Origin of the sequence: Bradyrhizobium lablabi, from assembly GCF_018131005.1 — a bacterium.
Lineage (GTDB): Bacteria > Pseudomonadota > Alphaproteobacteria > Rhizobiales > Xanthobacteraceae > Bradyrhizobium > Bradyrhizobium lablabi_D.
Window position 1 is genome coordinate 143,132 of the sequence record NZ_JAFCJK010000013.1, and the last position, 26,831, is coordinate 169,962.

Consider the following 26,831-nt stretch of genomic DNA (forward strand, 5'->3'; position numbering starts at 1 on the left):
CTAGCGCCTTATTGAATCAGCGCCGCTGCCTTCACGGCAGTCACGGCGGTATTGTAATTGTTGACGAGTTGCTGGACTGAGGCAGCCGACATATCGAGCACCGGCTTCGGATAGACACCGAACAGGATGGTCAGCGCGATCAACGGAAACAGTGTCAGGCATTCGCGCAAGGTGAGGTCCTTGATGCTCATGAGCGACGGCTTGACCAGCGCACCGAAGACCACTTTGCGGTAAAGCCACAGGGCATAGCATGCCGACAGGATCACGCCCGTTGTCGCGAAAAACGCCGTCGGCAGCGAGACCTTGAAGGTGCCGAGCAACGTCATGAACTCGCCGATGAAGCCGGATGTTCCGGGAAGACCCACGTTGGCCATGGTGAAGATCATGAACGTCATCGCATAGAGCGGCATGCGGTTCACCAGGCCGCCATAGGTGGCGATCTCGCGGGAATGCATGCGGTCGTAGACGACGCCGACGCAAAGAAACAACGCGCCGGAGACGATGCCGTGCGAGACCATCTGGAACATGCCGCCGGCAACGCCCTGCGTCGTCACCGCGAAGATGCCCATGGTGACGAAGCCCATATGCGCGACCGACGAGTATGCGATCAGCTTCTTCATGTCCTCCTGCATCATCGCCACCAGCGAGGTGTAGATGATGGCGATGACGGAGAGCGTGAACACGAACGGCGCAAAGTCGTGCGAGGCGAGCGGGAACATCGGCAGCGAGAAGCGCAGGAAGCCGTAACCTCCCATCTTCAGGAGGATCGCGGCCAGAATCACGGAGCCCGCGGTCGGCGCCTCGACATGGGCGTCCGGCAGCCACGTGTGGACCGGCCACATCGGCATCTTCACGGCGAAGGAAGCAAAGAACGCCAGCCAAGCCCAGGTCTGCATGCCGCGCGGCACCGCCGTGTGCATCAGCGTCGGGATGTCGGTGGTGCCGGCGTTCCAATACAGCGCCATGATGGCAAGCAGCATCAAGACCGAGCCGAGCAGCGTGTAGAGGAAGAACTTGAAAGAAGCATAGACCCGGCGCGGACCACCCCAGACGCCGATGATCAGGAACATCGGGATCAGGCCGCCTTCGAAGAACAGGTAGAACAGCACGAGATCGAGCGCCGAGAAGGTGCCGACCATGAGCGTTTCCAGAATCAGGAACGCCATCATGTATTCGCCGACCCTGCTCGTGATCGCCCTCCAGCTTGCGATGATGCAGAGCGGCATGATCGCCGTCGTCAGGATCAGGAGCGGCAGCGAGATGCCGTCGACCCCCATGTGATAGGTGATGCCGGTCGCAAGCCAGGACGCCTTCTCGACGAACTGGAACTCGGTCTGCGCCGGATCGAAACGCGCGACCAGGATCAGCGAGACCGCGAAGGTAATCAGTGTGGTCCACAACGCGATCCAGCGCGCGGTGCGGTTCGCCGCCTCATCGCCGCCCCGCGCGAGCAGGTAAACCAGTATCGCACCGACGGCCGGCAGGAAGGTGACGACGGATAGGATAGGCCAGGTTGTCATTACTGGCCTCCCAAGCCGAACATGAACCAGGTAATCAATCCGGCAACCCCGATCAGCATCGCGAACGCGTAGTGATAGAGGTAGCCGGTCTGCAGTTTCACGACGTTGCGCGTGACGTCGAGCACGCGTGCCGAGACACCGTCGGGACCGAAGCCGTCGATGATGAAGCCGTCGCCCTTTTTCCAGAGCTGGTAGCCGATCCACTTGGCCGGACGCACGAAGATCAGTTCATACAGCTCGTCAAAGTACCATTTGTTGAGCAGGAACTGATACAGCATCGGCTGCTGGTTCGCGAGTTCGACCGGCAGATACGGCCTGCGGATGTAGAACATGTAGGCAATGAACAGGCCGATCACCATCATGACCGTAGGCAGCGGCACCAGCCAGCCCGGCATGTGCTCCATGTCCTCGAGGATGTGCGGGTTCATCTTCACGGAATCGCGGAAGAACTCCTCCACGCCGTGAGGGCTGGCGAACAGTTCCTTGAACGGGAAGCCGGCAAGGATCGAACCCGCGGCGAGCACGCCGATCGGGACCAGCATCCACATCGGGCTTTCATGCGCCGCCTCGTAATGCTCCTGGTCGTGCGGTTCGCCGAAGAAGGTCTTGAAGATCAGACGCCAGGAATAGAACGAGGTCAGCCCGGCGGCCCCGACCGTCAGCAGATAGGCATAGGTCGCGAACGGATTATGCGCCGCATAGGCCGACTCGATGATCGCATCCTTGGAGAAGTAGCCCGCGAACAGCGGGAAGCCGGTCAGCGCCAGCGTGCCGACACACATTACGGCGAAGGTGTACGGGATCTTGCGCCAGAGGCCGCCCATGTTGCGGATGTCCTGCTCGTGATGCATGGCGTAGATCACCGAACCCGAGCCGAGGAATAGCAGCGCCTTGAAGAAGGCGTGCGTGAACAGGTGGAACATGCCGACCGAATAGGCCCCCGCGCCCATCGCCACGAACATGTAGCCGAGCTGCGAACAGGTCGAGTACGCGATGATGCGCTTGATGTCGTTCTGCACCAGACCGACGGTCGCCGCGAAGAACGCCGTGGTCGCGCCAAAGAACATCACCACCGCCTGCGCGGTTGGCGACAGGTCGAACAGCGGCGACAGCCGCGCTACCATGAAGACGCCGGCGGTAACCATGGTCGCGGCGTGGATCAGCGCCGATACCGGGGTCGGGCCCTCCATCGCGTCCGGCAACCAGGTGTGCAGCAGAAACTGCGCCGACTTGCCCATCGCGCCCATGAACAGCAGGCAGCAGGTCAGCGTCAGCGCATCGGCCTGCCAGCCGAAGAAGTTGATGGTCTTGCCAGTCAGCCCGGGTGCGGCGCGAAAGATCGTCTCGAAATCGGTCGAGCCGATCAGCATGAAGATCGCGAAGATGCCGAGCGCGAAGCCGAAATCGCCGACGCGGTTGACCACGAAGGCCTTGATCGCCGCGGCGTTTGCCGAGGGCTTCTGGTACCAGAAGCCGATCAGGAGGTAGCTCGCGAGACCAACGCCCTCCCAGCCGAAGAAGAGCTGTACGAGATTGTCGGCCGTGACCAGCATCAGCATCGCGAAGGTGAACAGGCTGAGATAACCGAAGAAGCGCGGCCGGTACGGGTCCTCGTCCATATAGCCGATCGAGTAGAGGTGGACGAGGGAGGATACCGTGTTGACCACGACCAGCATCACCGCCGTCAGCGTATCGACGCGCAGCGCCCAGAACACCTGCAGGTCTCCAGAGGTGATCCAGGGCAGTATCTGGATGCTGGCATCCTGGTGCATGAAGCCGACCTGGACCAGGGTGAACCAGGACAGCGCCGCAGACACGAACAGCAAGCCGGTGGTGATCAGCTCGGCCGCACGCGAGCCCGCCGCCGGCGGCTCGGAGACGTGGTGGTCGTCATGGCCATGATCGTCGTGGCCGTGATCGTCATGAGCGGCGGAGGCATGGGCATCGCCATGCGCATCGTCGTGATGTTCGACGGTATCGCCGCTCGGGCATCGCGCATGCGCGCCGACCAGCGAGATAATCCCCGCAAGAATGGCGCCCAGCAGAGGCAGGAAAACGATTGCCTGAACCATTAACGTGTCCTCTCGCGCATGATCTTGCCGGAAAACCGGCCTCCACTTTTCCGGATCATGCGCTGCCTAGCCCTTCATCAGATTGACGTCTTCAACCGCGATCGAACCGCGGTTGCGGAAATACACCACCAGCACAGCGAGGCCGATCGCGGCCTCGGCCGCAGCCACCGTCAGCACCAGCAACGCGAACACCTGACCGACGATGTCGCCCAGGAAGGTCGAGAATGCCACAAGATTGATGTTGACCGAGAGCAGGATCAGCTCGATCGACATCAGGATGATGATGATGTTTTTGCGGTTGAGAAATATGCCGAGGATCCCAAGCGTGAACAGGATCGCGCCGACCGCGAGATAGTGCCCGAGCCCGATCGTCATTTCACCCACTCCGCCGCATCGGCGTCCTGCAGCCCCTGCCCCGACGCCACCTTGCGCAATGCCATCGCCATGTCGGGCGTGCGCGCGTTCTGCACGTTGATGTCCTGTCGCTTGACGCTCGGCTTGTGGCGCAGTGTCAGCACGATCGCGCCGATCATGGCGACCAGAAGCACCACGCCCGCGATCTGGAAGTAATGGATGTACTTCGTGTAGAGCACGAGGCCGAGCGCCTCGGTGTTGCTCACATTTGCCGGGATCGCGGCCGTGATCGTCTTGGCGACCTGCGGGTTGATGACCCAGGCACCGACCACGAGCAGCAGTTCGAACATGAAAATACCGCCGATCACGATGCCGATCGGCAGGTACTGGATGAAGCCCTCGCGCAACTCGACGAAATCGACGTCGAGCATCATGATTACGAACAGGAACAGGACCGCGACGGCGCCGACATAGACCACGATCAGTATCATGCCGAGGAACTCTGCGCCCATCAGGATGAACAGGCCCGAGGCGTTGACGAACGCCAGGATCAAATACAGCACGGAGTGCACGGGATTGCGCGAGACAATCACCATGACCGCTGACGCCACGCAAACGGCAGCAAACAGATAGAAGAACAGCGCCGGAAGCATCATTCGCTCACCTCACCTATACGGCGCGTCGAGTTCGATCGACTTTGCGATCTCGCGCTCCCAGCGGTCGCCGTTGGCGAGCAATTTCGCCTTGTCATAATAGAGTTCCTCGCGGGTCTCGGTCGCGAACTCGAAGTTCGGGCCCTCGACGATGGCATCGACCGGACAGGCTTCCTGGCACAGGCCGCAATAGATGCACTTCACCATGTCGATGTCGTAGCGCACGGTGCGGCGGGTGCCGTCGTTGCGGCGCGGACCCGCCTCGATCGTGATCGCCTGCGCCGGGCAGATCGCCTCGCACAGTTTGCAGGCGATGCAGCGCTCTTCGCCGTTTGGATAGCGCCGCAGCGCGTGTTCACCGCGGAAGCGCGGCGAGATCGCACCCTTCTCGAAGGGATAGTTCAGCGTCGGCTTCGGCTTGAAGAAATAGCGCATGGCGAGGAAGAACGCCGAGACGAATTCCGACAAGAGAAGCGAGCGGGCCGTTGCGTTGACGTTGACACTCATGATGGCCTCACTTCGGCGCGATGCCGGCAAACTGCAGCACGCCGGCCACGATCACCACCATCGCAAGCGACAGCGGCAGGAACACTTTCCAGCCGAGCCGCATCAGTTGATCGTAGCGGTAGCGCGGCACGATCGCCTTCGCCATCGCGAACAGGAAGAACATGAAGAACAGTTTCAGTGCGAACCAGACGATGCCGGGAACCCAGGTAAAGGGCGGCAGCGCCACCGGCGGCAGCCAGCCGCCCAGGAACAGAATGGTCGCCATCGCGCACATCGTGGTGATCGCGACGTACTCGCCGAGCATGAAGAGCAGGTACGGCGTCGAACCATACTCGACCATAAAGCCCGCGACGAGTTCGGACTCCGCTTCGACCAGGTCGAACGGCGGACGGTTGGTCTCGGCCAGCGCCGAAACGTAGAACACCACGGCCATCGGGAACAGCGGCCACACATACCAATTCAGAATGGTAAGCTGCGGCAAGCCGATCAGGCTGGCGAGCCCGCGCGTGTTCTGCGCCTCCACCACGGCCGAGAGGTTCAGCGAGCCGGCGCAGAGCAGCACTGTGATGATCACGAAGCCGATCGAGACCTCGTAGGACACCATCTGCGCCGCCGAGCGGAGCGCCGCCAGGAACGGGTATTTCGAGTTCGACGACCAGCCGGCCATGATGATGCCATAGATCGACAGCGACGAGATCGCGAAGATGTAGAGCACGCCGACATTGATGTCTGATATCACCCAGCCGAGATCCATCGGGATCACGGCCCAGGCAGCGAGCGCCAGCACGCAAGACACCAGCGGCGCCAGCAGGAACACGCCCTTGTTGGAGCCGGACGGGATGACCGGCTCTTTCAGCACGAACTTCAAGAGGTCGGCAAAGGATTGCAGCAACCCAAACGGGCCGACCACGTTGGGGCCGCGGCGGATCTGCACCGCCGCCCAGATCTTGCGGTCGGCGAGCAGGATGTAGGCGATCGCGACCAGGAGCACGACGAGCAGCAACACGCTCTCCGCGACCATGATGATCAGCGGCCAGAGGAACCCGGTCCAGAACGAGCTTGCGAAGAATTCAGCCATCAGATCACGCTCACTCCGCTGCCGTCAGCATTCGGCCCGACGCCAGCCGCGAGCATTCCGCCATCACGGCGGACGCCCGTGCGATCGGGTTGGTCAGGTAGAAATCCTCGACCGTCGGCTTGAACGCCGCCTTGTCGATACTGCCGCCCTTGCCCGCCAGCGCCTTGACCTCGTCGGCGTTGCCGGCCTCGATCTGGTCGAGACGCATCAGATGCGGGTGGGCCTTGAACATCGCCTGGCGTAGCGCCTGCATGGAATCGTAAGGCAGCTTCTTGCCAAGTACGTCGGACAGTGCGCGGATGATCGCCCAGTCCTCGCGGGCCTCTCCGGGCGGGAACGCGGCGCGGTTGGCCATCTGCACCCGGCCCTCCGTGTTGACGTAGATGCCGGACTTCTCGGTATAGGCCGCGCCGGGCAGGATGACGTCGGCCCGATGCGCGCCACGGTCGCCATGGGTGCCGATATAGACGACGAAGGTGCCATCCGGCGCCTTGATTTCGTCGGCGCCGAGCAGGAACAGCAAATCGAGCGTGCCGAAGGTCGTCATCTGCGCTGTGGTCAGGCTGCCGCCGGAGGCTGAAAAGCCGAGATCGAGGGCACCGGCGCGTGACGCCGTGTCCTGCAGCACCGCAAATCCGTTCCAGCCCTCCTTCAGCGCGCCGACATCGACGGCAAGCTTCGCCGCTTGCGCCAGCACCGCGGCTCCGTCATGCCGCGTATAAGCCCCCGCGCCGACCAGGACGATCGGGTGCTTGGCGTTTTTCAGCACATCGGCGAACGAGTGCTTGCCGGCGGCGAGATCGGCCAGCGTGTCGGTCCCCGCGCCAAGGTATTCGTGATCATAGGTGAAGTCGGCCTTGGATCCGATCATCCCGACCTTGAGCCCGCCGGCGCGCCAGCGCTTGCGGATGCGCGCGTTGAGCACGGCGGCTTCCTTGCGCGGGTGCGAGCCGATGATCAGCAGCGCATCGGCTTGGTCGATACCGGCAATGGTCGGGTTGAAGATGTAGGAGCCGCGGCCGGCCTTGGCGTCAAACGCATCGCCGCCCTGCACCGCCAGATTGGCCGAACCGAACTTCGCCAGCAATTCCTTCAGCGCGAACATCTCTTCCACCGCGGCGAGATCGCCGGCAATGGCCCCGATCCGCTTGCCGTCGCTGCGGCCGGCCTTTGCGGCGATCGCGGCAAACGCGCCCTGCCACGTCGTCGGCTTCAGCTGGCCGTTCTCGCGCACATAGGGCCGGTCCAGCCGCTGCGTGCGCAGGCCGTCGACGATGTGGCGGGTTTTGTCGGAGATCCATTCCTCGTTCACGGTCTCGTTGATGCGCGGCAGGATGCGCATCACCTCGCGGCCGCGGGTGTCGACGCGGATCGCCGAGCCGACACCGTCCATGACGTCGACTGACTGGGTCTTGCCGAGTTCCCAGGGCCGCGCCGCGAACGCATAGGGCTTCGAGGTCAGCGCGCCGACCGGACAGATGTCGACGAGGTTGCCCTGCAGCTCCGAGGTCAGCGCCGACTCGAGGTACGTCGTGATCTCCATGTCTTCGCCGCGGCCGGTCGCGCCCATTTCAGGTGCGCCGCAGATCTCGGCGGAGAAGCGGACGCAGCGCGTGCACTGGATGCAGCGGTTCATCGAGGTCTTGACCAGCGCGCCAAGATACTTGTCCTCAACGGCGCGCTTGTTCTCGGCGAAACGGCTGGTATCGACGCCGTAGCCCATCGCCTGGTCCTGCAGGTCGCACTCACCGCCCTGGTCGCAGATCGGGCAGTCCAGTGGATGGTTGATCAGCAGGAACTCCATCACGCCTTCGCGTGCCTTCTTCACCATCGGCGAACGGGTCGAGATTTCCGGCGGTTCGCCCTTCGGGCCCGGACGGCAGTCGCGCACGGCCCAGGCGCAGCTAGCGACCGGCTTCGGGCCGCCCTTCACCTCGACAAGGCACATCCGGCAATTGCCGGCGATCGACAGCCGCTCGTGGTAGCAGAAGCGCGGAATCTCGGCGCCGACCGCCTCGCACGCCTGCAACAGCGTGTATTCCGGCGGCACATCGATCTCTTTGCCATCGATGATGATCTTGGTCATGTCTGTCTCAAGTCTTTCCGAGCTTGCAGTCGGGCGGTGTAACGCTGGCGGTCTTCATGGATGTCTTGACCCATTGCTGAGTCTCCGCGCCGTAGGTCGCGAGATAAGCGGGCTGCGCCTGCTCCTTCTCGCAGAGGAAGGCCAAATGCGGCTTCAGATCGTAGTCACAGGACGCCAACCACTCGCGCTTGTCCCTGAATGCGGCGATCGTTTCCTCGCAGGCATAGAGGAAGTATGAGACAAAACTCTCATACTGGACACGCTCTTCGCGGTTACCCACCTTGATGGCCTCGTAGTCGGGCTGCGCGAACTTCGGATTCCTGAAAGCGAGCTCGGTGTAACCGAGAAACGCCGTGCGCGCGCTCGTGGCGCGGTTGCCGGCGCGGATTTCGTTGATCTGCAGCAGGATTGCAACAAAGCCGAGCAGCGCCACGGTCGCCTGCGCCATCTGCGCAAGCGTCCCGTATTTCTGCCACCAGACGACCTGTTGCGTCATCGCCGCCATCACTCCGCAGCCACCATGTTGACGGGATCGCGGACTCCGACATCGTCGATATCGGCCTTGTGCGAATACTGGTCGATGCGTTCCTCGATCTCGTGACGGAAATGCGCGATCAGACCCTGGATCGGCCAGGCGGCTGCGTCGCCGAGCGCGCAGATGGTGTGACCCTCGACCTGCTTGGTCACTTCGAGCAACATGTCGATCTCGCGCTTGTGGGCGCGACCCTCGGCCATCCGGGTCAACACCCGCCACATCCAGCCCGTGCCCTCGCGGCACGGCGTGCACTGGCCGCAGCTCTCGTGCTTGTAGAAATAGGAGATGCGGGCGATCGCCCGGATCAGGTCGGTCGATTTGTCCATCACGATCACGGCGGCGGTGCCGAGGCCCGAGCGCAGCTTGCTCAGGGAGTCGAAGTCCATTGGTGTGTCGATGATCTGCTCGGCCGGAACCATCCGCACCGACGAACCTCCGGGGATAACCGCCTTCAGATTGCTCCAACCGCCGCGGATGCCGCCGCAATGCTTGTCGATCAATTCGCGGAACGGAATCCCCATCGCTTCTTCGACGTTGCAGGGCCGTTCGACGTGACCGGAGATGCAGAAGAGCTTTGTGCCGACATTGTTGGGTCGGCCGATGCCGGCGAACCAGGCTGCGCCGCGGCGCAGAATGTCGGGGGCGACTGCGATCGACTCGACGTTGTTCACGGTGGTCGGGCAGCCATAGAGACCGACATTCGCCGGGAACGGCGGCTTCAGCCGCGGCTGGCCCTTCTTGCCTTCGAGGCTTTCGAGCAGCGCGGTCTCCTCGCCGCAGATATAGGCCCCGGCGCCGTGGGCGACATAGAGGTCGAACGGCCAGCCGTTGACGTTGTCCTTGCCGATCAGCTTGGCGTCGTAGGCCTGGTCGATCGCGGCCTGCAGGCGCTCGCGCTCGCGGATGAACTCGCCGCGGACATAGACGTAGCAGGCATGCGCGCCCATCGCGAAGCTCGCGAGCAGGCAGCCCTCGACGAGGAGATGCGGATCATGCCGCATGATCTCGCGGTCCTTGCAGGTTCCGGGCTCTGACTCGTCGGCGTTGACGACGAGATAGCTTGGCCGCCCGTCGGTCGATTGCTTCGGCATGAACGACCATTTCAGGCCGGTCGGGAATCCCGCCCCGCCCCGACCGCGCAGGCCGGACGCCTTCATCTCGTTGATGACCCAGTCGCGGCCCTTGTCGATAATCCCCTTGGTGCCGTCCCAGGCGCCGCGGCGGCGCGCGCCCTCGAGGCCCCAATCGTGGAGGCCGTAGAGGTTCTTGAAGATGCGATCCTTGTCGTCGAGCATTCTTAAGACTTTCCGAACATCAACGATTGGCTTGGGCGTAAGCGAGCCCGGCGGCGCAGCCGCCAAACACCACGGCCCACAACAGGCTGGATTCCAGCGAGGCGTTCAGCCCGTAGCGCTGCAACAGGAAGATGAAGCCGGCAGCGGCCAGCGTATGCAGGGCGATGTAGCGCCAGTTCCTCATCGTGCCGACCCTCCCCGTCCCGTTTGCTTGCATCTGCGGGTCGCGCATCAGGTGGTCTCCTTCAGCGTGGTCGGCCCGCCCACCGGCGCGGAGAACTGACGGTCGATCTGCGGACCGGGCCTCGGCGGATTTCCGGCGGCGAAACCGTCCAGCACCTTGCCAAAGCTCTCCTTGGTCAGATCCTCATACGTGTCCTTCCAGATCAGAACCATCGGTGCGTTCACGCAGGCGCCGAGGCACTCGACCTCCTCCCAGGAGAAGTTGCCGTCCTTCGACGGATGGAAGGGCTCGTGATGGATGCGATGCTGGCACACCTCGATCAGGTCGGCGGCGCCGCGCAGCCGGCACGGCGTGGTGCCACACACCTGCACATGGGCTTTTTTGCCGACCGGCGAGAGTTGGAACATCGTGTAGAAGGTTGCGATTTCAAGCATGCGGATGTGCGGCATCTCGAGCAGGTCGGCAACGGCGCGGATCGCTGCTTCCGAGACCCACCCCTCATGCTGCTCCTGCACGCGCCACAGGATCGCGATCGCAGCCGACGCCTGTCGGCCAGGCGGATATTTCGCAATTTCCTTCTTGGCCCAGGCGAGGGTTTCGTCCGTGAACGTGAAGCTCGCGGGCTGCAATTCCTTCGGGGCAAGGCGGCGGACGGACATCGTTCAGTCTCTCATTGCACGCGGCGTGCGGCCCTCGCATTCAGCGCTTGAATCCGGTCTTGCCAGAAAGCGCTGCTCGTGCCGAACACGTTGTAGCCGATGTGGGTGGAAACCTTGATGCGATCGAGAATCGAAAGCTCGTTCACGGTCTCAAGGCGATTGGTAGAGGGATCGTAGACGATCAGTGCCAGCGGCGTCTCTTCGAGGATGTAGCGCGACACGGTGTGCGCGCGATCGCTGCCGTGCTCCTCGCAGAGCAGCACGCTGTCGGCTTCCATCAACCGCCGGCCGCCCTTCATGGCCTCGATCTCGACACCCTCGACGTCGAGCTTGACAAGGTATTTGCCGCGGGCCGCGATTTTGCCGTCATCGATCAGATTGTCGAGGGCGATCACAGGAACTTCCTCGCCGCTCGCCTGATCGCCGGCGATGCTGAAGGCCTCGTGCTTGGTGCCCGACAGACGCGCGGTGCCGCGGCCGGCGCCGATCGCACATTTGACGGTCTCGAAACGGTTGCCGTTGACGCGCGCATTGTTGGCGAGCTTCGAATAGTTCTGTCCCGCCGGCTCGATCGCGATCGCGCGATGCGCGCCGAACGGCTTGCTCGAGACCAGCACCGACCAGTAACCGTAATTGGCGCCGCAATCGATCAGCGTGTAGTCGACGTCGGCGGAGTCCGCGAACAGCAGTTCCAACTCGTCCTCATAATTGTAGGAACGGTTGAGTAGCTTGCTCCAGTAGCCGTCGCCGTAAGGAAACTCGAACAGCGCATCCGGATTGAGCTTGATGGCGATATTGCGTTCGGGCAGCGTCTTGCGCAGCAGATTGGCGCAGGCGATGTAGCCCATATGCGAGAAATGCGACGAGATCTTCGATCCCGTCATCAGCGCAAACGCAGCCGTCCGTTCCCACAGATTGGCTCCTTCGAGAGCCCCTGAGGCGCGGTCAAACTGGATTGGCGCCTGCGCCATCACCGATCGACCTCTCCGAACACGATGTCGAGCGAGCCCAGAATGGCGGAAACGTCAGCGAGCAGATGGCCCTTGCAGATGTGATCCATCGCCTGCAGGTGCGCGAATCCTGGTGCGCGGATCTTGCACTTGTAGGGCTTGTTGGTGCCGTCGGCGACGAGATAGACGCCGAATTCGCCCTTTGGCGCTTCGACGGCGGCGTAGACCTCGCCGGCCGGCACGCGCACGCCTTCGGTGTAGAGCTTGAAGTGATGGATGAGCGCCTCCATCGAGCGCTTCATCTCGCCGCGACGGGGCGGCGCGATCTTGTTGTCTTCGACGACCACCGGCCCCTGCCCGTCGGGTGCCTTCAGTTTCTGGATGCACTGCTTCATGATGCGCACCGACTGGCGCATCTCTTCCATGCGGATCAGATAGCGGTCGTAGCAGTCGCCGTTCTTGCCGATCGGGATGTCAAAATCTATCTCGGCGTAGCATTCATACGGCTGCGCCTTGCGCAGGTCCCATGCCGCGCCCGAACCGCGCACCATCACGCCCGAAAAGCCCCACTCCCAGGCTTCCTTGAGCGGCACCACGCCGATATCGACGTTGCGCTGCTTGAAGATGCGGTTGCCGGTGAGCAGAGTATCCAGGTCGTTTACGACCTGCAGGAACGGGTCGCACCATGCCTCGATGTCGTCGATCAGCTTGGGCGGCAGGTCCTGGTGCACACCGCCGATGCGGAAATAGGCCGCATGCATGCGCGAGCCGGAAGCGCGCTCGTAGAACACCATCAGCTTTTCGCGCTCTTCAAAGCCCCACAGCGGCGGGGTCAGCGCGCCGACGTCCATCGCCTGTGTGGTGACATTGAGCAGATGGGACAGGATGCGGCCGATCTCACAATAGAGCACCCGGATCAACTGGCCGCGGCGCGGCACGGTGATGCCGAGCAGCTTTTCGGCCGCGAGGCAGAACGCGTGCTCCTGGTTCATCGGCGCGACGTAATCGAGCCGGTCGAAATACGGGATCGCCTGAAGGTAGGTCTTGTGCTCGATCAGCTTTTCGGTGCCGCGGTGAAGCAGTCCGATATGGGGGTCGACGCGGGCGACGACCTCACCGTCCAGTTCCAGCACCAGGCGCAACACGCCGTGCGCGGCCGGGTGCTGCGGCCCGAAATTGATCGTGAAGTTACGAAGGTTTTGCGGTTGCTCGTTCATGATACAGCTCCCGCTGCCGAGCGAATAGCGAATGGCGAATAGCGAATAGCGACCGTCATTTCGTGGACTTGTCCTGCAGGGAACGTATCAGCGCACGCAGCATTTTGCCCAAGCTTTCGCACTGCGCGAGAATCGGCTGCGATTGCAAGGAGGGCGAGATCCCCACCCTCTCCGCCAATAGCAAATGGGTTTCCAATTCCTTCAGCGAGCCTTGCGATATGCGAAGCGACTGCACGAAACTGCCGGTATTTTCGCGTCCATGCCCCTCCGCGACGTTGGCAGGAATCGACGCTGCGGCGCGCCTGATCTGCGAGGTCAAGCCGAACAGCTCTTCGCGAGGAAATCGGCGCGTCAACTGATAACAGGACTCGGTCAAGGTCATGGCTTCCTGCCATACCTTCAGGTCCCGGTACGAATTGATCGACTGTTCGCTCAATCATCATCCCTATTCGCCACTCACCATTCGCTATTCGCTATTTCGCCTTTTCATCCCCGGGCAGCGGATAATCCGCCCCTTCCCACGGCGAGAGGAAATCGAACTTGCGGAATTCCTGGTTGAGACGGACCGGCTCATAGAGCACTCGCTTCTCCTGGTCGTCGTAGCGGACCTCGACAAAGCCGGTGAGCGGAAAATCCTTGCGCAGCGGGTGGCCGTCGAAGCCGTAGTCGGTCAAGAGCCGCCGCATGTCCGGATGGCCCGTGAAGATCACGCCATAGAGATCATAGGCCTCGCGCTCGAACCAGTCGGCGCCGGGGAAAACGCCGATGATCGATGGCACCTGCGTGCTCTCGTCGGCTTCGGCACGCAGGCGGATGCGCGTGTTCAAGGTCGGTGACAGCAGATGATAGACGACGTCGAAGCGCTTCTCGCGGCCGGGATAGTCGACCGCGGTCACGTCGGTGAAATTGACGAAGCGGCAGCCCGGGTCGTCGCGCAGGAACTTGACGACGTCCACGATCCTTTCCGCATCGACATCGATGGTCAGTTGGTTGAACGCGACCGAGTGCGCGGTGGCGGCGCCCGAAAGCGCGCTCACGATCGTCTGCCCAAGGGCGTCGAGCTTGCCGTCGTCCATGACGTAAAACCTTAGCGTTCGATGGTGCCGATGCGGCGGATCTTCTTCTGCAGCAGCAGCACGCCGTAGAGCAGCGCTTCCGCGGTAGGCGGGCAGCCCGGCACGTAGATGTCGATCGGCACAATACGATCGCAGCCGCGCACCACCGAGTAGGAGTAGTGATAATAGCCCCCGCCATTGGCGCAGGAGCCCATCGAGATGACGTAACGTGGCTCCGGCATCTGGTCATAGACCTTGCGCAACGCCGGCGCCATCTTGTTGGTCAGGGTCCCCGCCACGATCATCACATCGGACTGCCGGGGCGAGGCGCGCGGCGCGAAGCCGAAGCGCTCGACGTCGTAGCGCGGCATCGACACCTGCATCATTTCGACCGCGCAGCAGGCGAGACCGAAAGTCATCCACATCAGCGAGCCGGTACGCGCCCAGGTGATGAGGTCGTCAGCGGCGGCGACGAAGAAACCCTTGTCCGAGAGTTCGTGGTTGACCTCGAGGAAAAACGGATCATTGGCGCCGACCGGCTTGCCGGTCGACGGATCGAGAATGCCCTTCGGAGCCTGCGCGATCGCCGGCTGCGAGGATGCGGCGGTGGGGCTCAATCCCATTCAAGCGCGCCTTTCTTCCATTCGTAAGCAAACCCGACCGTCAGCACGGCCAGGAACACCATCATCGACCAGAACCCGGTCGCTCCGAGCTTTCCGAACGCCACGGCCCAGGGGAACAGGAAGGCCACTTCGAGGTCGAAGATGATGAAGAGGATCGCCACGAGATAGAAGCGAACGTCGAACTTCATGCGGGCGTCGTCAAAAGCGTTGAATCCGCATTCATAGGCGGACAGCTTTTCCGGGTCCGGTTGCTGAAACGCGACCAGGAACGGCGCGATCAGGAGCGCCAGACCGATCAGGCTCGCGACCCCGATAAAGACCACAAGTGGAAGGTAATTCTGCAGGATGCCGGTCATCGGCGAGGCCTTCTTGCTGCGGTTTCGGACGTGCCGCAGATTCGATGATTGGAATTATTCTTGAGGCTTAGCGCAGCGCAACAGGGGGCGCAAGACAAGCTATTTTGACGCTTTGCCGCCTCTTTCGCAGACTCCCCGCCGGTGCTGTGGCGCGTTCATGCCCCCGTCAAGGTCACGCCGCGGTCATGGTGTGGTGCCCGGCCTTGCCCTCATGTCAGCTCCGTCCCTTATCCGCGGGCGGCATTTTGCAGTCCGGGGTCGCCGGTCCGGCGGTCGCCATTGCCCGAATAAGAACGCCATAATTCTGCGAGCTGAGCTCTTCCAGCGGATGCCGGTTCGGTTGCGCACTGTGCGCCGGTCACAATGGCGTCATGGGGCAGCAAGCCCGAAATCACGGAAACCACCGTCTCGGTTATCCCGCGGGTTGTCGCCGTGGCGCAGCTTCGGCGCGACGAGGTTCGCGAGCCGCCCCTTCAAATCAGCAGGCTTCCGCCGATGCGGATCGGCGGAAGCCGGCTGAGGAAGACGACCAGACCGAATTGCGACACGACGCCGACCGGCAAGCTCTTGCGCAACCCGTCGAGATCCAAGCAGGCACGCCGGTGACCGATATCCCCAGAAAAGTGCCCACCCGTGGTAAGGATCCAATCCTCGTCGGCAACCGGCAATGCCGGTGCACGGTCGTGGTGACCTACGCTCGCGCGGGCGGACGGCGCAGAACGCGCGCGTCAACTCTCCATGAAGGCGAGCATGTCAGACAGCAGGCGCTCGCTGTGTGTCAGCGTGAGCGCGTGGGGTGCGCCCTCGTATATGGTGAGCTTGCTGCCCTTGATCAGCTTTGCGGTCTTGGTGCCGGTCAGCGCTAGCGGCGCGCTGGCATCCTTGTCGCCTTGCACGATCAGCGTCGGGAGATCGAACCCGCCCGCCGCCGCGCGAAGATCGGCGAAGGCGGTCGTCTTGCGACACGCGAGCGCCACCGGCAGCGGTACGCTCAGGATCATCTCCCTGATCCAGGCGCGCGTGATCTCCGGCGTGTCGTGCATGAAAAACGGCGGCTCGTTTGCGGCAATCCATTTCGGGAAGTCGCGCGCGATGGCCTCGTTGTCGGCGTCGATCGCAGCCTTGGGGATCGCATCCGGGTTGTCTTCGGTCCTCACCAGGAATGGCGTGGTCGGCGCGACCAGCACCAGCTTCGCAATGCGATCCGATCCGAAGCGCGCGAGATAGTTGACTGCCTCGATCGACCCCATCGAATAGGCCACGAGGATCACGTCGCGAAGATCGCGTTGTTCGATCACCGAGGCGACATCGTCGGTCAGCGTGTCCAGATCGTACCCCGTGGCCGGCATACCGGACCGGCCGTGCCCGCGCCGGTCCGGCGCAATGCAACGATAACCCTTGGCGTCGAGCGCAACGATATAGCTGCCCCAGACGGTCGCATCGAAGGTCCATGCCGACAGGAACAGCACCGGCCGGCCCGAGCCCCAGTCCTGCACGAACAGCCTCGTTCCGTCCTTGGCGGTCGCATGGAGCGGACGCCCCCGCGAATGCGTGACGGTTTGCGCGGCGGCCGGCGATGCCGCCGCAAGTGCAGTGCCAAGCAACGTCGCTTCGAGAACGGTTCGACGATCCATTCGCGCATCTCCCTTGCGGATCGGCGGCATCGAGGCGCCGACAGGCCGATCATCGCCATCGGGGATGGCGTGCGCGATTACGCGAGAAGTAAAGCTACGCGATGCCAGGGGTCATCTTCAGGCTTCGGGGCCTGTGCGGCGACCGCGGTCAGGCGGATTGTGAGCGGATGGGCTTCCGGAGCGTTGACGCCGAGCCTGAAAACAAACTCGGCGGCTGCACCCACCATGGTGCCGGCACCCGGCCAAATAAGCTCCTCCGGCCTTAACTCATTGTTTTCAATACCATTTTCCAACGCGCTTCCCGAACATGGGCCTCAACAGCCCGTGTTGCAACCGCGGCGAAACCAAACCGGCGGACGAATGAAACCATTTTGGGGAACTCATGAAACGATCCGGAAACAGATCGGCCTTACGAGTATCGCCAACAGACGGCGCAAAGACGCCCGGAGGCGATTATGAACCACTCGATCCATTCAGCGGACCGTGCGACTCATCGCAAGATCGTGATCGTGGCCCTCGTGGCCGGCATCGCGATTGCGGGTTTGGGTATTTCGGCCCGGAGGAATGCGGATTTTAGCCAGACCGCCCAGACCAACCACGTCGTCAAGGCCGGCAAGCCTGTTGCCATCACGTCGTCGGAGACGTCGACCGTCCGTTAAGTCCGTACAGGTTCTTCTTAGCCAAAACGGCCGCCTTCGGGCGGCTTTTTGTTGCCTGGAGCCGGATCGCCGTATTGAAACAACTGTCTCATTCCGGCGCATTGCCGCTGAATTCACTCCGCGGCACCGTTGACTGTGCTGTGCCTGGGTGAAGCGTCGGCGTTGCCGGCGACGCCCGAAACCTCGTCCGCCCCTCTTCCAGCCGCGGCCGTTAACCGCGTTGCCGGGGTTTCGCCGCAACTTCACGCGTGCCAGCCACCGCGGCACGATCGCTGCCCTCCAAACGCATCTTTCACCGTATCCGACCCGATGCGGCACAGATGGAGTTTGGAGGATCGCAATGTCCGTCACCAATCACGCGCAGCCGACCGCGGGTATCGCCGACTACATCGCGATCGCCCGGCCCGACCACTGGATCAAGCACGTGCTGATCATCCCCGGCATCGCCTTTGCGATGATCATGTCGCAGACAGGGCCGATCGACGTCACCACGCTTTCCCAGCGACTGATCACCTGCCTGTTCGTGGCGATGGCCCTGTCGTCAGCCAACTACACCATCAACGAATGGCTCGACGCGCCCTTCGACGCCATGCATCCGACCAAGCACGCGCGCCCGGCGGTGCAAACCGTGATGTCGCCGACCATCGTCTTTGCGCAGTACATCCTCCTGACCACCGTCGGCGTCTGGGCGGCCAATCGGCTCGGCTACGCCTTCGCGACCACAGCGACCGTATTTGCGGCGTTCGGCGTGATCTATAATGTGCGCCCGATCCGCGCCAAGGACCGCGCCTTCCTCGACGTCATCGTCGAGTCCCTCAATAATCCGCTGCGCTTCCTGTTCGGCTGGTTCGCGGTGGTGCCGAGCATCGCCCCGCCGGCGTCGATCCTGCTCGCCTATTGGTTCGGCGGCGCCTTCCTGATGGCCGCCAAGCGCGTTTCGGAGCATCGCGCAATCGTCGAGGCCGGCGGCACCGCCAACCTTGCCGCCTATCGCCCCTCCTTCGCCGTCTATACCCATTCAAGCCTGGTCACGAGCTGCCTCGTCTACGCCCAGGGCTTTGCGTTCATGATGGCCATCTTCCTGCTGAAATATCGCATCGAATATCTCGTCGTCATTCCGCTGCTAATCGCGCTGTTCGCTTCCTATATGCGGCTCGCGTTGACGCCGGACTCCGCCGCGGCTCGGCCGGAAGAACTGATGCGCCAGCCTGCGATACTGATCGCGGCCGGTATCACCATGGCGCTGTTCGGCGTGCTCACCTTCGTCGACCTGCCCGGGCTGAACAGCCTGACCAGCTCCGACCTGATTCATCTCAGCGGGATCCGTTGAGATGTCGATCGCATCCTCGTTCCAAATCCCGAAGGCCAATACCGGCGCCGTCGCGGCAGCCCTGCTGTTCGCAGCGCTGCTGATACTGCTGGATGGCCCGATTTGGCTGGTGAAGCTCGTGCCCACCCAGGACGGGCCGGTGCATCTCGCGCAGGCCGACCTGATTGCCCGCTTCGGCTGGGGCGGCGCCCTGCAGGAGCCCGCAGCGTCGTTCTATCAGTGGAATCCGCGCATCGAGCCGAATTCGGCGATCTACCTGCTGCTCGCAGGTCTGATCCGGCTCACCGGCGATGCGCTCTTCGCCAACAGCCTGTTCTTGAGCCTCTACGGCCTGCTCTGGATCGTCGCTGCCTACGCCATCAGCCGCGCGGAGAGCCGCCGGCCGCTGCTGCCGATGCTGCTGTTGCTGCCGATCGCATTCGGCGTCTTCATCCATTGGGGGTTCTACAATTTCGCGCTCGGCGTGCCCCTGTTCCTGTTGTTCGCGAGCTTCTGGCGCAGCCTGAACGGACGGCGCGATGTGCTCGCCTTCGTCGCGACGGCGCTGTTGCTCGGCGCGCTCTATCTCACCCACATCACCTCGGTCGTTGCGGCCTGCTTGCTGCTTGCTGCCAACGGCGTCGCGCGCGCAACAGATACGCTCGAGCGCGCCGGGCCGAAAGCGGCCTCGCGGCGGCTCCTGACCGACGGCGCGTGGTCTGCGGCTGCGGCGCTGCCGATCCTGCTGTTGATCTCAAGCTTCCTGCTCACCTACCAGAACATTCCCGGCGAGACGGCCAGCGCCGAAGGCGGCATGACGCAGATCATTCGCCGCATCATGGCGGCGACCTACCTCTTTACCTTCACCTGGTGGGAGGTGGTCGCGCTCGCGCCGCTCATCGGCGCACTCGCGGTCGCAGGCTTGGCGGCGTTGCGGCGCCCCCGTTCGGGCGATCTGCTATGGCCGGTCTTCTTCGTCCTCATCGTGCTGCTCTCGCTGCTCAATCTCAAGACCGGCTCGGCGCTGCTCTCGGAACGGCTTGCGCCCTATAGCGGGATTGCAATCGTGTTGACGATCGCAAGCCGGCAGCCGGCGCAGGCGCTGGTGCGCGTGCTCTGTCTTGCAGCGCTGTCCGGCCTGGTCGGCCAGACCGCGGTCCGCGCCATCGCCTACCGGAGCTGGGCTCCGACGCTCGAAAGCGAGCTTGGGGCCGGGCGCGACAATCCCGGGCAAAGCTTTGCGAGCGCCGACCTGATCGCGCAGCGCGACAGCCGGCTGTTCGCCTGGCGTATCCGCCCGACGCTGCATGCCGCGCAGACGGCGGCGCTCGCGGGCCACGGCGTCGGCCTGTCATCGCCGCTGCCGTCGACACGCTACTTTGGTTACTTCCCGCTGCAATATGTCGAGGCGCGCGACTTCATGCGCGCCACGCCGGACTGGCAGGACGCGCCCGATGCGGCGTCCGTCGCCAAATTCCGCGCCATCAATCGCGGCGCACCGCAGGTCTTGATCGTCTCGGCCTCGGATGAGAACGGCACCGCGATTGCGAGCCGGCTCGGCTATGGCGACTGCAAGACCGCCGGGACCGGCGCTCGCGAGATCAACGTGTGCAGGGTATCAACCCAATTGAGCGCCGCGCATGACTGAGCTCGCCATCGACATCGATTCCTCCGACAGAGCGCGCGGGCGTCCCCCCGGCAACGCGGCCCCCCTGTTTGGCCTGCCCAGGACGATGCCGCTGGTGCTCGACCTCGATGGCACGCTGATCCGGGGTGACTTGCTCTACAAGAGCTTCTTCTCGATCCTGCGTCGCAATCCGCTGGTCGCAGTCTCCTGCGCCGGCTGGCTCGTGCGCGGCCGTGCCGCGCTGAAGCGCCAGCTCGCGCTACGCAACCACATCGACTGGAGCACAATCGCGTTCCATCAGGATGTCGTGGCGGTGGCAGAGCGCGAGAAGGCAGCAGGCCGCCGCGTGGTGCTGGCGACCGCAGCCGACGCAATGCTCGCTAGCCAGGTTGCGGCGCTGTTTCCCTGCATCGACCAGGTGTTCGCCTCCGACGGCGAGCACAACCTCAAGGGCTCGAACAAGGCCGACCTTCTGCGCCGGGCCTTCCCGCAGGGCTTCATCTATGCCGGTGACAGCAAGTCCGATCTCGCGGTCTGGGCGCAGGCGGCCGGGGTCATGACGGTCAATGCGCGCGCCTCAGTGCGCAACGCGGCTCGAGCCCTGGGAAAACCGGCGCTGCATCTGCCGGGCCGCGTCGGCTGACCTGAAGCCTTAACAAGGTTCTAACGCGGCCATTCGATTGCGAATTACTGCACGACTTCAGTTTTAAAAATTGTTCCCTAGGGTTGCGGCAACAGGACGTAGGCCAAAATGAATTTGCAGCAGCCAACAGTGAGGACCGGCTTCAAGATCGTCTGCACCGATTGCGGCAATCTGTCGATCAAGCCGACCGATCCGGCCCATGCGTCCGACGACACCGTCATCGAATGCCGGCGCTGCAGCGCGGTGCGTGGCACGATGGCCGACCTCCAGGTGCTCGCGCGCCGCGGCCGGGATCTCTTCGAGTTCTAGCCTCGCCGCTTCAACATGCAGTCAAGGTCGAATGCCGCCATGCCTACCGACATCCCGATGGACACCGTCTGGTCCATCCTCGAGGCCGCCAACGAATTGGGAGACGCCGGCACCGTGGACGCCTGCCGCCGCGTTATCGATGCAAATTTGTGCGGCGGAACTCCCGGCCGATCCGATCTCAACGCGATCGCGGCATTCTTTGCGTAGGACGAACGTGTAGCGGGCCGCGAACTGACCGACAAATTACGACAGCAGTGCTGATCGGCTTTCACCTGCAGACACCGATAGGCTGCTTCCGGTCGAGATCGCTCGTCCGGCAGTGCTCCATGCCAGTCCGGGTCAGAGATTCCTCTTTCTTCCTTTGATCAACCGCCGAGCAAGAGGAGCAATCATGAAAATTGCGCGAAGCTTCTCTTGGAGAAGCTCCGCAAATTAAGGAAGTGAACGAACAACGATTTAGGAGAGGCTTTGCCTCCCCTGCCTTGGGAGGATCAGGCGAACAAGATGGCCAAGACGGCGGAGCGGAACCAGAAGCTCCATGAAATCTACAAGCCGGTGAATGTGATCAGCCGAGGCTCCAGCCTCCCGTTTTGACGCGTTCGCTACGCGAACCGGCATCCATTTCGCTCGAAAACGCTTTTCGCTCGGAAAGGAGGCGCGGGTCCGCAGATTTCGGGGTTTTTTCGTCCCTCTTTCGTTACTTGCTCCGCTTCTCCATGGCTTGTGGATCGAACTGCCAAGCTGCACGCTTGAGCCCGAACGGCATCCTTGCGAGAACCAGGAGTTCCGCCATGCACAGTTTCTCCCGGCGCACTGCCCTGCGCCTCGGCCTTCTCGTCGCGTTTCCGGTGGCGATGCCACTCCCCTCTCTCGCGACGGAATTGCCGCTTGCCATCCAGGGCTACGACCCGGTGGCTTATTTCACCGACGGCAGGCCTACCCGCGGAATGCCCGATTTCGAGTATCAATGGGATGAACACACCTATCGGTTCGCGAGCGCGCATCACCGTGAGCTCTTCAAGGCTGATTCGGTCCGGTATGCTCCGCAATTCGGCAATTACTGCGCCATGGCGCTGGCGCTCGGCAAGATCGTCACGGCCGATCCGGAAAACTGGTTGATCAGCGACAACAAGCTTTACGTGTTCGGCTCGCCCGCGCCGAAGGGACCTGAGCTTTTCCAGAAGGATGCGACCGGAAATATCGCCAAAGCCAACCAGAACAGATCGATCCTTCCCAAGGACACAAACTAGACGATGATGCGATAGGATCACATCGCATCATGATCTCATGTCTATGTTTGAGCGTTTGTCGCGAGCGAAAAACCAAGACACGCTCTTCCGGACTATGCCCTAGCGCGGAGCCGTTTGCTCCACGACCAAGCCCGCCTTGCGCATTCCATCGCGAAGATGGTCGAGATCGTCCGCGCGCAGGAATTTGGTTCCAAATTCCTTCGCATCAAAGGTGGGATCCAAGCGACGAATCATCGTCACTATGCGGCCGGCATCTTCCGAATGACCGAGCTCGCCGTGGGCGGCCGCAAGAACGACCCGGCTGAAATTTGCAGCCGATGTTTTGCTGAGGTTTCGCTCGCCCTGCTCGATTGCAGGACCGTAGCGTCCTTTCAAATAGTAGGCGAGACTAAGGGCAAAGCGATCGCTCGGATTGAGCTCTGGATCAATTCGCTGGGCAAACTCCAGCGCGGCAATCGCAGCGTCGGTCTGTCCTGACCAAAGGAGGATATTGCCGCGGCCTGCAATTGCGCCGGCGTCGCTGGGATTGATCTCGATGGCCCGGTCCATCTCTGTCCGGGCTTGATCATACCGCTGATAGAAAATGTGGATGCGACCAAGCACGACGCGGGCTCGCACATCGGCGTCATCGAGGCTAAGTGCCTTATTCGCCACCTCCTCCGCGCGCGCAAGGAATTCGGCGGGGGTCTCGGCCCAACCCATCGATGTCGCGATGAAAAAGGTCTCGGCCAATGACGAATAGGCAGCGGCGTAATCCGGATCGGTCTCGATCGCACGTCTGAGAAGCTCGCGTGCCTGCACGATGTTGCCGCGGTCGGGGTGTTGCAGTGCCGGTCTCGCGCGCAGCACATAGTCATAGGCCTCGAGACTGCCCGTCGGCTTGGTGGAGATCCGGCTCAACTCCACTTGGGCCACGCGGCTGGCCGTCGTCCCCGCGATCCGGGTTGCAATCGCATCCTGCAGGGCGAAGACATCGGACAGAGCCTCATCGAACCTTGCAGACCACAACACCTGGCCGTTTGCATCGACGAGCTGTGTGTTTGCCTGGACTCGGTTGCCGTTCTGACGGACATTTCCTTCAACCTGGTAGCGCACGCCAAGTTTGCGAGCGATTGCACCGGGACTTTCCGGCCTTGTCTTGTAAGGAAACACGGCGTTCCATGACATCACCGTCAGCCCTCGGAACCGGCCTAGCGCGTGGATGATGTCCTGCGTCAACCCGTCGGCAAAATAGTCCCGGGACGCACCGGCGTTCTGATTGAGGAGGGGCAGAATGGCGATGCTGGGCTTTCCTCCCGTCTCCGCCGCTTTCAGAGATTGGTTATCCGGCTTCAGATCCTGTCCAAAACGATCGTTCAGGAAGACCGTTGCAGAGATGAGGGCGGCAAGCCCAAATCCTAGCGACAGCGCCCTGCGCCATCCCACTCCGGATAATGTGGTCGGTGCTTTCTGACCGCTGAGCATCTCGCTCATCGAAGCATCGCCTGGGCCACTGGACGACACGACGGACACGATCGGTTCAAACCGATAACCCCGCCGGGGTATCGTCTTGATCAGCCTCTGACCGTCGTCAGCAAGTGCACGCCGCAATTCACCGATACTCTGGACCAACACATCGTCGGTGACGGCGATGTTCGGCCACACCGCCGCGAACAGATCCTCCTTCGATACAAGGCGTCCCGAATTTTCGACGAGGACACGCAGCACGGCGAAAGTCTTCGGTCGCAGAACGATCTCGCTTTCGCCGAGAAACAGACAACCCCGCTCCATATCCAGAACGTAGCGATCGAATCCCAAGCGGTTTGCCGAGGGTGCCGGGTGGTCATGCTCGCTCGGCGTCATCGCACGGTCCCGTCCAAAGACACCTGATAAAGCTGTCTCTGCATGGAGCATCCAGAGGTCATCAGGAATCTATCAGTGGGCCGGCCGCAGTCCAGTTGGAACGGCCGCCGCGGGTCGGACTTGCCGAACTGATCGCGGACGCCCGGAATAGTCAGTTCTCGACGGTCGACAACCGCTCTCACGCTTTCAAAGGCGCGTAGGGGCTTCCGTCGCGCGCCGGCGAGGTGAAGAAGCGGAGAAGGTCGAACAACATGCGGCCCAATGCATCACGCTGCCGCTCCTTGCGCGCCTACCGAAATCGGGAATCTGAGTTAAGCCATTGAAATGATGGCGCGAGAGACGGGACTCGAACCCGCGGCCTCCGCCGTGACAGGGCGGCGCTCTAACCAACTGAGCTACTCCCGCGGATGCCGATCACAGGACTGATCCGCGTAGCACCGAGGGCATAAAGGCCCGCATCCCGTTAGTCAAGGACGTTGCGGATCGTCGCGGAAGACCGCTATTTTTGTGACGTCGATGCGAATTATGGCCTGTTTTCAGGCGAAACAGCGTAGTCAGCAAAGCCCCGAATCAAATAAGGCCTGATATGTCTTGGTTTCCTGACGCCCGCTCGGCGCGGAGCCTGTCAAAATCGGCGGTTTCAGGACTCTCCTGGACGCGCCTTTCGCACGCGAACTGGCATGCCCATCGCGCGCGAAGGCGACCATCCCAGCCATTCAGCAACGAGGAGGGCCACACATGGCGAAGAAAGCAGCGACCCCGGCGACGATCACCCTGAAGCATCTGGCGGCGGCCATCGCCGAGGACCAGGAACTGTCCAAGAAGCAGGCCGAGGCGATCCTGACGGACATGGTCACCCGGATAACGAAGCACCTGAAGAAGGGCGAGCGCATCCGCATTGTCGGCCTCGGCATCCTCCAGGTGCGCAAGCGCGCCGCCCGTATGGGCCGCAACCCCGCCACGGGCGAGCAGATTCACATCAAGGCCAGCAAGAAGGTCGCCTTCCGCGCCGCCAAGGAGCTCAAGGAAGCCGTCTAATCCCGGCTTCTTGCCTCGATGAAGCGTCATTCCGGCCAGCGACGCAGCCCCGGAATGACGCTTTTCTGTTATAGAGCCTGCCTGTCGCAATTCCTCACCCGCGCGGTTTTTCATGCTGGCACCGGCTCTCGACTTCAAACACACAGTGACCGAGCGCTTCCTGCGCTACGTCGTGATCGACACCCAGTCCGATCCCGAGTCGCCCACCTGCCCGTCCACCGAGAAGCAGAAGAACCTTGGCCGCCTGCTGGTCACCGAATTGCAGGCGATCGGGATATCGGATGCCCATCTCGATGAGCACGGCTATGTGTACGCGACGATCCCGGCCAATTCCGACAAGAAGGTGCCGGTGATCTGCTTCTGCTCGCACATGGACACCTCGCCCGACTGCACCGGCAAGGACGTGAAGCCGCAGATCGTGAAGAACTATCGCGGAGGCGACATCGTGCTGCCGGCCGATCCCTCCCAGGTCATCCGTGCCGCCGAGCACGCCGCGCTGGCCGACCAGATCGGCAATGACATCATCACGACCGACGGCACCACGCTGCTCGGCGCCGACAACAAGGCCGGCCTCGCCGAGATCATGGATGCGGCGCATTTTCTGATCAGCAATCCGCAAGTGAAGCACGGTACCATCAAGATCCTGTTCACTCCGGACGAAGAAATCGGGCGCGGGGTCGACAAGGTCGACCTGAAGAAGCTTGGCGCCGACTTCGGCTACACGATGGACGGCGAAAGCGCGGGCCATATCGAAGACGAGACGTTCTCCGCCGATGGCGCCAGCGTGATCATCGAAGGCGTCTCCACCCATCCGGGCTTTGCCAAGGGCAAGATGGAGCACGCGATCAAGATTGCCGCGGCCATCGTCGATCGTCTGCCGAAAAACACCTGCTCGCCCGAGACCACCGAGGGAAAGGAAGGCTTCCTGCACCCGGTCGCAATCTCGGGTGCCCTGGAGAAGGCGCGGATCGAGTTCATCGTGCGCGACTTCACCGACGACGGATTGAAGCGGAAGGAAGCCCTGCTCGAGGACATCGTGAAGGATGTCATGAAGGCCTATCCGCGCTCGACCTACCGCATGGAGGTCAAGCAGCAATACCGCAACATGAAGCAGGTCATCGACCGCCATCCCGAGATCGTCCGCTACGCGATCGAGGCGATCAAGCGTACCGGCCTGACGCCGGTAAAGACGTCAATCCGCGGCGGCACCGACGGCTCGCGGTTGTCCTTCATGGGCCTGCCCTGCCCCAACATCTTCGCCGGCGAGCACGCCTTTCACTCGCGCCTCGAATGGGTGAGCCGGCAGGACATGGAAAAGGCGGTGCAGACCATCGTGCATCTCGCGATGATCTGGGAAGAGCGGGCTTAAAGCATGA

General features: G+C 62.5%; 30 protein-coding genes and 1 tRNA gene. 9 read left to right on the forward strand and 22 right to left on the reverse strand.

Features of this window, described 5'->3' with window-relative positions; all coding sequences use genetic code 11:
• Window positions 1-8: 8 nt before the first annotated feature.
• The 20 genes from JQ553_RS30420 to JQ553_RS30515 all read right to left on the reverse strand — a co-directional run bounded on the left by JQ553_RS30420 (window position 9) and on the right by JQ553_RS30515 (window position 17,071).
• The gene (locus JQ553_RS30420) at window positions 9-1,520 is read right to left on the reverse strand and encodes an NADH-quinone oxidoreductase subunit M (RefSeq protein ID WP_212503751.1); all 1,512 of its coding nucleotides are present in this window, start codon (window positions 1,518-1,520) and stop codon (window positions 9-11) included.
• Window positions 1,520-3,592, reverse strand: a complete 2,073-nt coding sequence (nuoL, locus tag JQ553_RS30425; protein ID WP_212503752.1) for an NADH-quinone oxidoreductase subunit L — start codon at window positions 3,590-3,592, stop codon at window positions 1,520-1,522. Before nuoL ends, JQ553_RS30420 begins: the two co-directional genes overlap by 1 nt.
• A 66-nt stretch (window positions 3,593-3,658) precedes the next feature.
• Complete coding sequence (gene nuoK, locus JQ553_RS30430) at window positions 3,659-3,967, reverse strand: NADH-quinone oxidoreductase subunit NuoK (RefSeq protein ID WP_166296023.1); 309 nt, start codon at window positions 3,965-3,967, stop codon at window positions 3,659-3,661.
• Window positions 3,964-4,602, reverse strand: a complete 639-nt coding sequence (locus tag JQ553_RS30435) for an NADH-quinone oxidoreductase subunit J (protein ID WP_212503753.1) — start codon at window positions 4,600-4,602, stop codon at window positions 3,964-3,966. The genes nuoK and JQ553_RS30435 overlap by 4 nt, the downstream gene beginning before the upstream one ends.
• A 9-nt stretch (window positions 4,603-4,611) precedes the next feature.
• Window positions 4,612-5,106, reverse strand: coding sequence for an NADH-quinone oxidoreductase subunit NuoI (nuoI, locus tag JQ553_RS30440; protein WP_212503754.1), 495 nt, complete (start codon window positions 5,104-5,106; stop codon window positions 4,612-4,614).
• A gap of 7 nt (window positions 5,107-5,113) precedes the next feature.
• Entirely contained in the window at window positions 5,114-6,184 is a 1,071-nt protein-coding gene (gene nuoH / locus JQ553_RS30445) for an NADH-quinone oxidoreductase subunit NuoH (RefSeq protein ID WP_212503755.1), read from the reverse strand.
• Window positions 6,185-6,194: 10 nt separating this feature from the next.
• Window positions 6,195-8,270: an NADH-quinone oxidoreductase subunit NuoG gene (gene nuoG / locus JQ553_RS30450; protein ID WP_212503756.1), complete on the reverse strand. Its 2,076-nt coding sequence runs from the start codon at window positions 8,268-8,270 to the stop codon at window positions 6,195-6,197.
• A gap of 7 nt (window positions 8,271-8,277) precedes the next feature.
• Window positions 8,278-8,766 carry a hypothetical protein gene (locus JQ553_RS30455; protein ID WP_212503757.1) on the reverse strand — a complete coding sequence of 163 codons (489 nt, stop codon included), beginning with the start codon at window positions 8,764-8,766 and terminating at the stop codon, window positions 8,278-8,280.
• 8 nt (window positions 8,767-8,774) lie between these two features.
• Window positions 8,775-10,100, reverse strand: coding sequence for an NADH-quinone oxidoreductase subunit NuoF (gene nuoF, locus JQ553_RS30460; RefSeq protein ID WP_212503758.1), 1,326 nt, complete (start codon window positions 10,098-10,100; stop codon window positions 8,775-8,777).
• A gap of 19 nt (window positions 10,101-10,119) precedes the next feature.
• Window positions 10,120-10,332, reverse strand: a complete 213-nt coding sequence (locus JQ553_RS30465; protein ID WP_212503797.1) for a hypothetical protein — start codon at window positions 10,330-10,332, stop codon at window positions 10,120-10,122.
• The gene (gene nuoE, locus JQ553_RS30470) at window positions 10,332-10,943 is read right to left on the reverse strand and encodes an NADH-quinone oxidoreductase subunit NuoE (RefSeq protein ID WP_212503759.1); all 612 of its coding nucleotides are present in this window, start codon (window positions 10,941-10,943) and stop codon (window positions 10,332-10,334) included. Before nuoE ends, JQ553_RS30465 begins: the two co-directional genes overlap by 1 nt.
• A gap of 11 nt (window positions 10,944-10,954) precedes the next feature.
• On the reverse strand, window positions 10,955-11,914 hold the full coding sequence (locus JQ553_RS30475; RefSeq protein WP_212503760.1) for an FkbM family methyltransferase: 960 nt from the start codon (window positions 11,912-11,914) through the stop codon (window positions 10,955-10,957).
• Window positions 11,914-13,110, reverse strand: coding sequence for an NADH-quinone oxidoreductase subunit D (locus JQ553_RS30480; protein ID WP_212503761.1), 1,197 nt, complete (start codon window positions 13,108-13,110; stop codon window positions 11,914-11,916). The genes JQ553_RS30475 and JQ553_RS30480 overlap by 1 nt, the downstream gene beginning before the upstream one ends.
• A gap of 55 nt (window positions 13,111-13,165) precedes the next feature.
• Window positions 13,166-13,546, reverse strand: coding sequence for a four helix bundle protein (locus JQ553_RS30485; protein ID WP_283817301.1), 381 nt, complete (start codon window positions 13,544-13,546; stop codon window positions 13,166-13,168).
• Between the two features lie 37 nt (window positions 13,547-13,583).
• Window positions 13,584-14,186: an NADH-quinone oxidoreductase subunit C gene (locus JQ553_RS30490; protein ID WP_212503762.1), complete on the reverse strand. Its 603-nt coding sequence runs from the start codon at window positions 14,184-14,186 to the stop codon at window positions 13,584-13,586.
• 11 nt (window positions 14,187-14,197) lie between these two features.
• Entirely contained in the window at window positions 14,198-14,788 is a 591-nt protein-coding gene (locus tag JQ553_RS30495; RefSeq protein ID WP_050423879.1) for an NADH-quinone oxidoreductase subunit B family protein, read from the reverse strand.
• Window positions 14,779-15,144 (reverse strand): NADH-quinone oxidoreductase subunit A, encoded by a 366-nt coding sequence (locus tag JQ553_RS30500; RefSeq protein ID WP_057856661.1) that lies wholly within the window; start codon window positions 15,142-15,144, stop codon window positions 14,779-14,781. Before JQ553_RS30500 ends, JQ553_RS30495 begins: the two co-directional genes overlap by 10 nt.
• Window positions 15,145-15,617: 473 nt before the next feature.
• Window positions 15,618-15,812, reverse strand: a complete 195-nt coding sequence (locus JQ553_RS30505; protein ID WP_212503763.1) for a hypothetical protein — start codon at window positions 15,810-15,812, stop codon at window positions 15,618-15,620.
• A gap of 60 nt (window positions 15,813-15,872) precedes the next feature.
• Entirely contained in the window at window positions 15,873-16,778 is a 906-nt protein-coding gene (locus JQ553_RS30510; RefSeq protein ID WP_212503764.1) for an alpha/beta fold hydrolase, read from the reverse strand.
• Between the two features lie 77 nt (window positions 16,779-16,855).
• The gene (locus JQ553_RS30515; RefSeq protein ID WP_212503765.1) at window positions 16,856-17,071 is read right to left on the reverse strand and encodes a hypothetical protein; all 216 of its coding nucleotides are present in this window, start codon (window positions 17,069-17,071) and stop codon (window positions 16,856-16,858) included.
• A 162-nt stretch (window positions 17,072-17,233) separates the two neighbouring features.
• Between JQ553_RS30515 and JQ553_RS30520 the strand changes: the two genes are divergently transcribed.
• The 7 genes from JQ553_RS30520 (at window position 17,234) to JQ553_RS30550 (ending at window position 22,575) form a co-directional block, all read left to right on the forward strand.
• Window positions 17,234-17,437 carry a hypothetical protein gene (locus JQ553_RS30520; protein ID WP_212503766.1) on the forward strand — a complete coding sequence of 68 codons (204 nt, stop codon included), beginning with the start codon at window positions 17,234-17,236 and terminating at the stop codon, window positions 17,435-17,437.
• Between the two features lie 340 nt (window positions 17,438-17,777).
• On the forward strand, window positions 17,778-18,767 hold the full coding sequence (locus JQ553_RS30525; protein WP_212503767.1) for a UbiA family prenyltransferase: 990 nt from the start codon (window positions 17,778-17,780) through the stop codon (window positions 18,765-18,767).
• 1 nt (window position 18,768) lies between these two features.
• On the forward strand, window positions 18,769-20,394 hold the full coding sequence (locus JQ553_RS30530; RefSeq protein ID WP_212503768.1) for a hypothetical protein: 1,626 nt from the start codon (window positions 18,769-18,771) through the stop codon (window positions 20,392-20,394).
• Complete coding sequence (locus JQ553_RS30535) at window positions 20,387-21,016, forward strand: haloacid dehalogenase-like hydrolase (protein WP_212503769.1); 630 nt, start codon at window positions 20,387-20,389, stop codon at window positions 21,014-21,016. Before JQ553_RS30530 ends, JQ553_RS30535 begins: the two co-directional genes overlap by 8 nt.
• 108 nt (window positions 21,017-21,124) lie before the next feature.
• On the forward strand, window positions 21,125-21,325 hold the full coding sequence (locus tag JQ553_RS30540) for a hypothetical protein (protein WP_212503770.1): 201 nt from the start codon (window positions 21,125-21,127) through the stop codon (window positions 21,323-21,325).
• Between the two features lie 39 nt (window positions 21,326-21,364).
• Complete coding sequence (locus JQ553_RS30545; protein ID WP_249144697.1) at window positions 21,365-21,532, forward strand: hypothetical protein; 168 nt, start codon at window positions 21,365-21,367, stop codon at window positions 21,530-21,532.
• Window positions 21,533-22,116: 584 nt separating this feature from the next.
• Window positions 22,117-22,575 carry a YHS domain-containing (seleno)protein gene (locus JQ553_RS30550; protein ID WP_212503772.1) on the forward strand — a complete coding sequence of 153 codons (459 nt, stop codon included), beginning with the start codon at window positions 22,117-22,119 and terminating at the stop codon, window positions 22,573-22,575.
• A gap of 99 nt (window positions 22,576-22,674) precedes the next feature.
• On the opposite strand, the gene JQ553_RS30555 is transcribed toward JQ553_RS30550, so the two are convergent.
• Complete coding sequence (locus tag JQ553_RS30555) at window positions 22,675-24,417, reverse strand: winged helix-turn-helix domain-containing protein (protein ID WP_212503773.1); 1,743 nt, start codon at window positions 24,415-24,417, stop codon at window positions 22,675-22,677.
• A 328-nt stretch (window positions 24,418-24,745) separates the two neighbouring features.
• Window positions 24,746-24,822: transfer RNA gene (locus JQ553_RS30560), tRNA-Asp, on the reverse strand.
• A gap of 309 nt (window positions 24,823-25,131) precedes the next feature.
• Between JQ553_RS30560 and JQ553_RS30565 the strand changes: the two genes are divergently transcribed.
• The gene (locus JQ553_RS30565) at window positions 25,132-25,455 is read left to right on the forward strand and encodes an HU family DNA-binding protein (protein ID WP_312015213.1); all 324 of its coding nucleotides are present in this window, start codon (window positions 25,132-25,134) and stop codon (window positions 25,453-25,455) included.
• A 112-nt stretch (window positions 25,456-25,567) separates the two neighbouring features.
• A complete protein-coding gene (gene pepT / locus JQ553_RS30570) occupies window positions 25,568-26,824 on the forward strand; it encodes a peptidase T (RefSeq protein ID WP_212503774.1) in 1,257 nt (418 codons plus the stop codon).
• The last annotated feature ends 7 nt before the right edge of the window (window positions 26,825-26,831 follow it).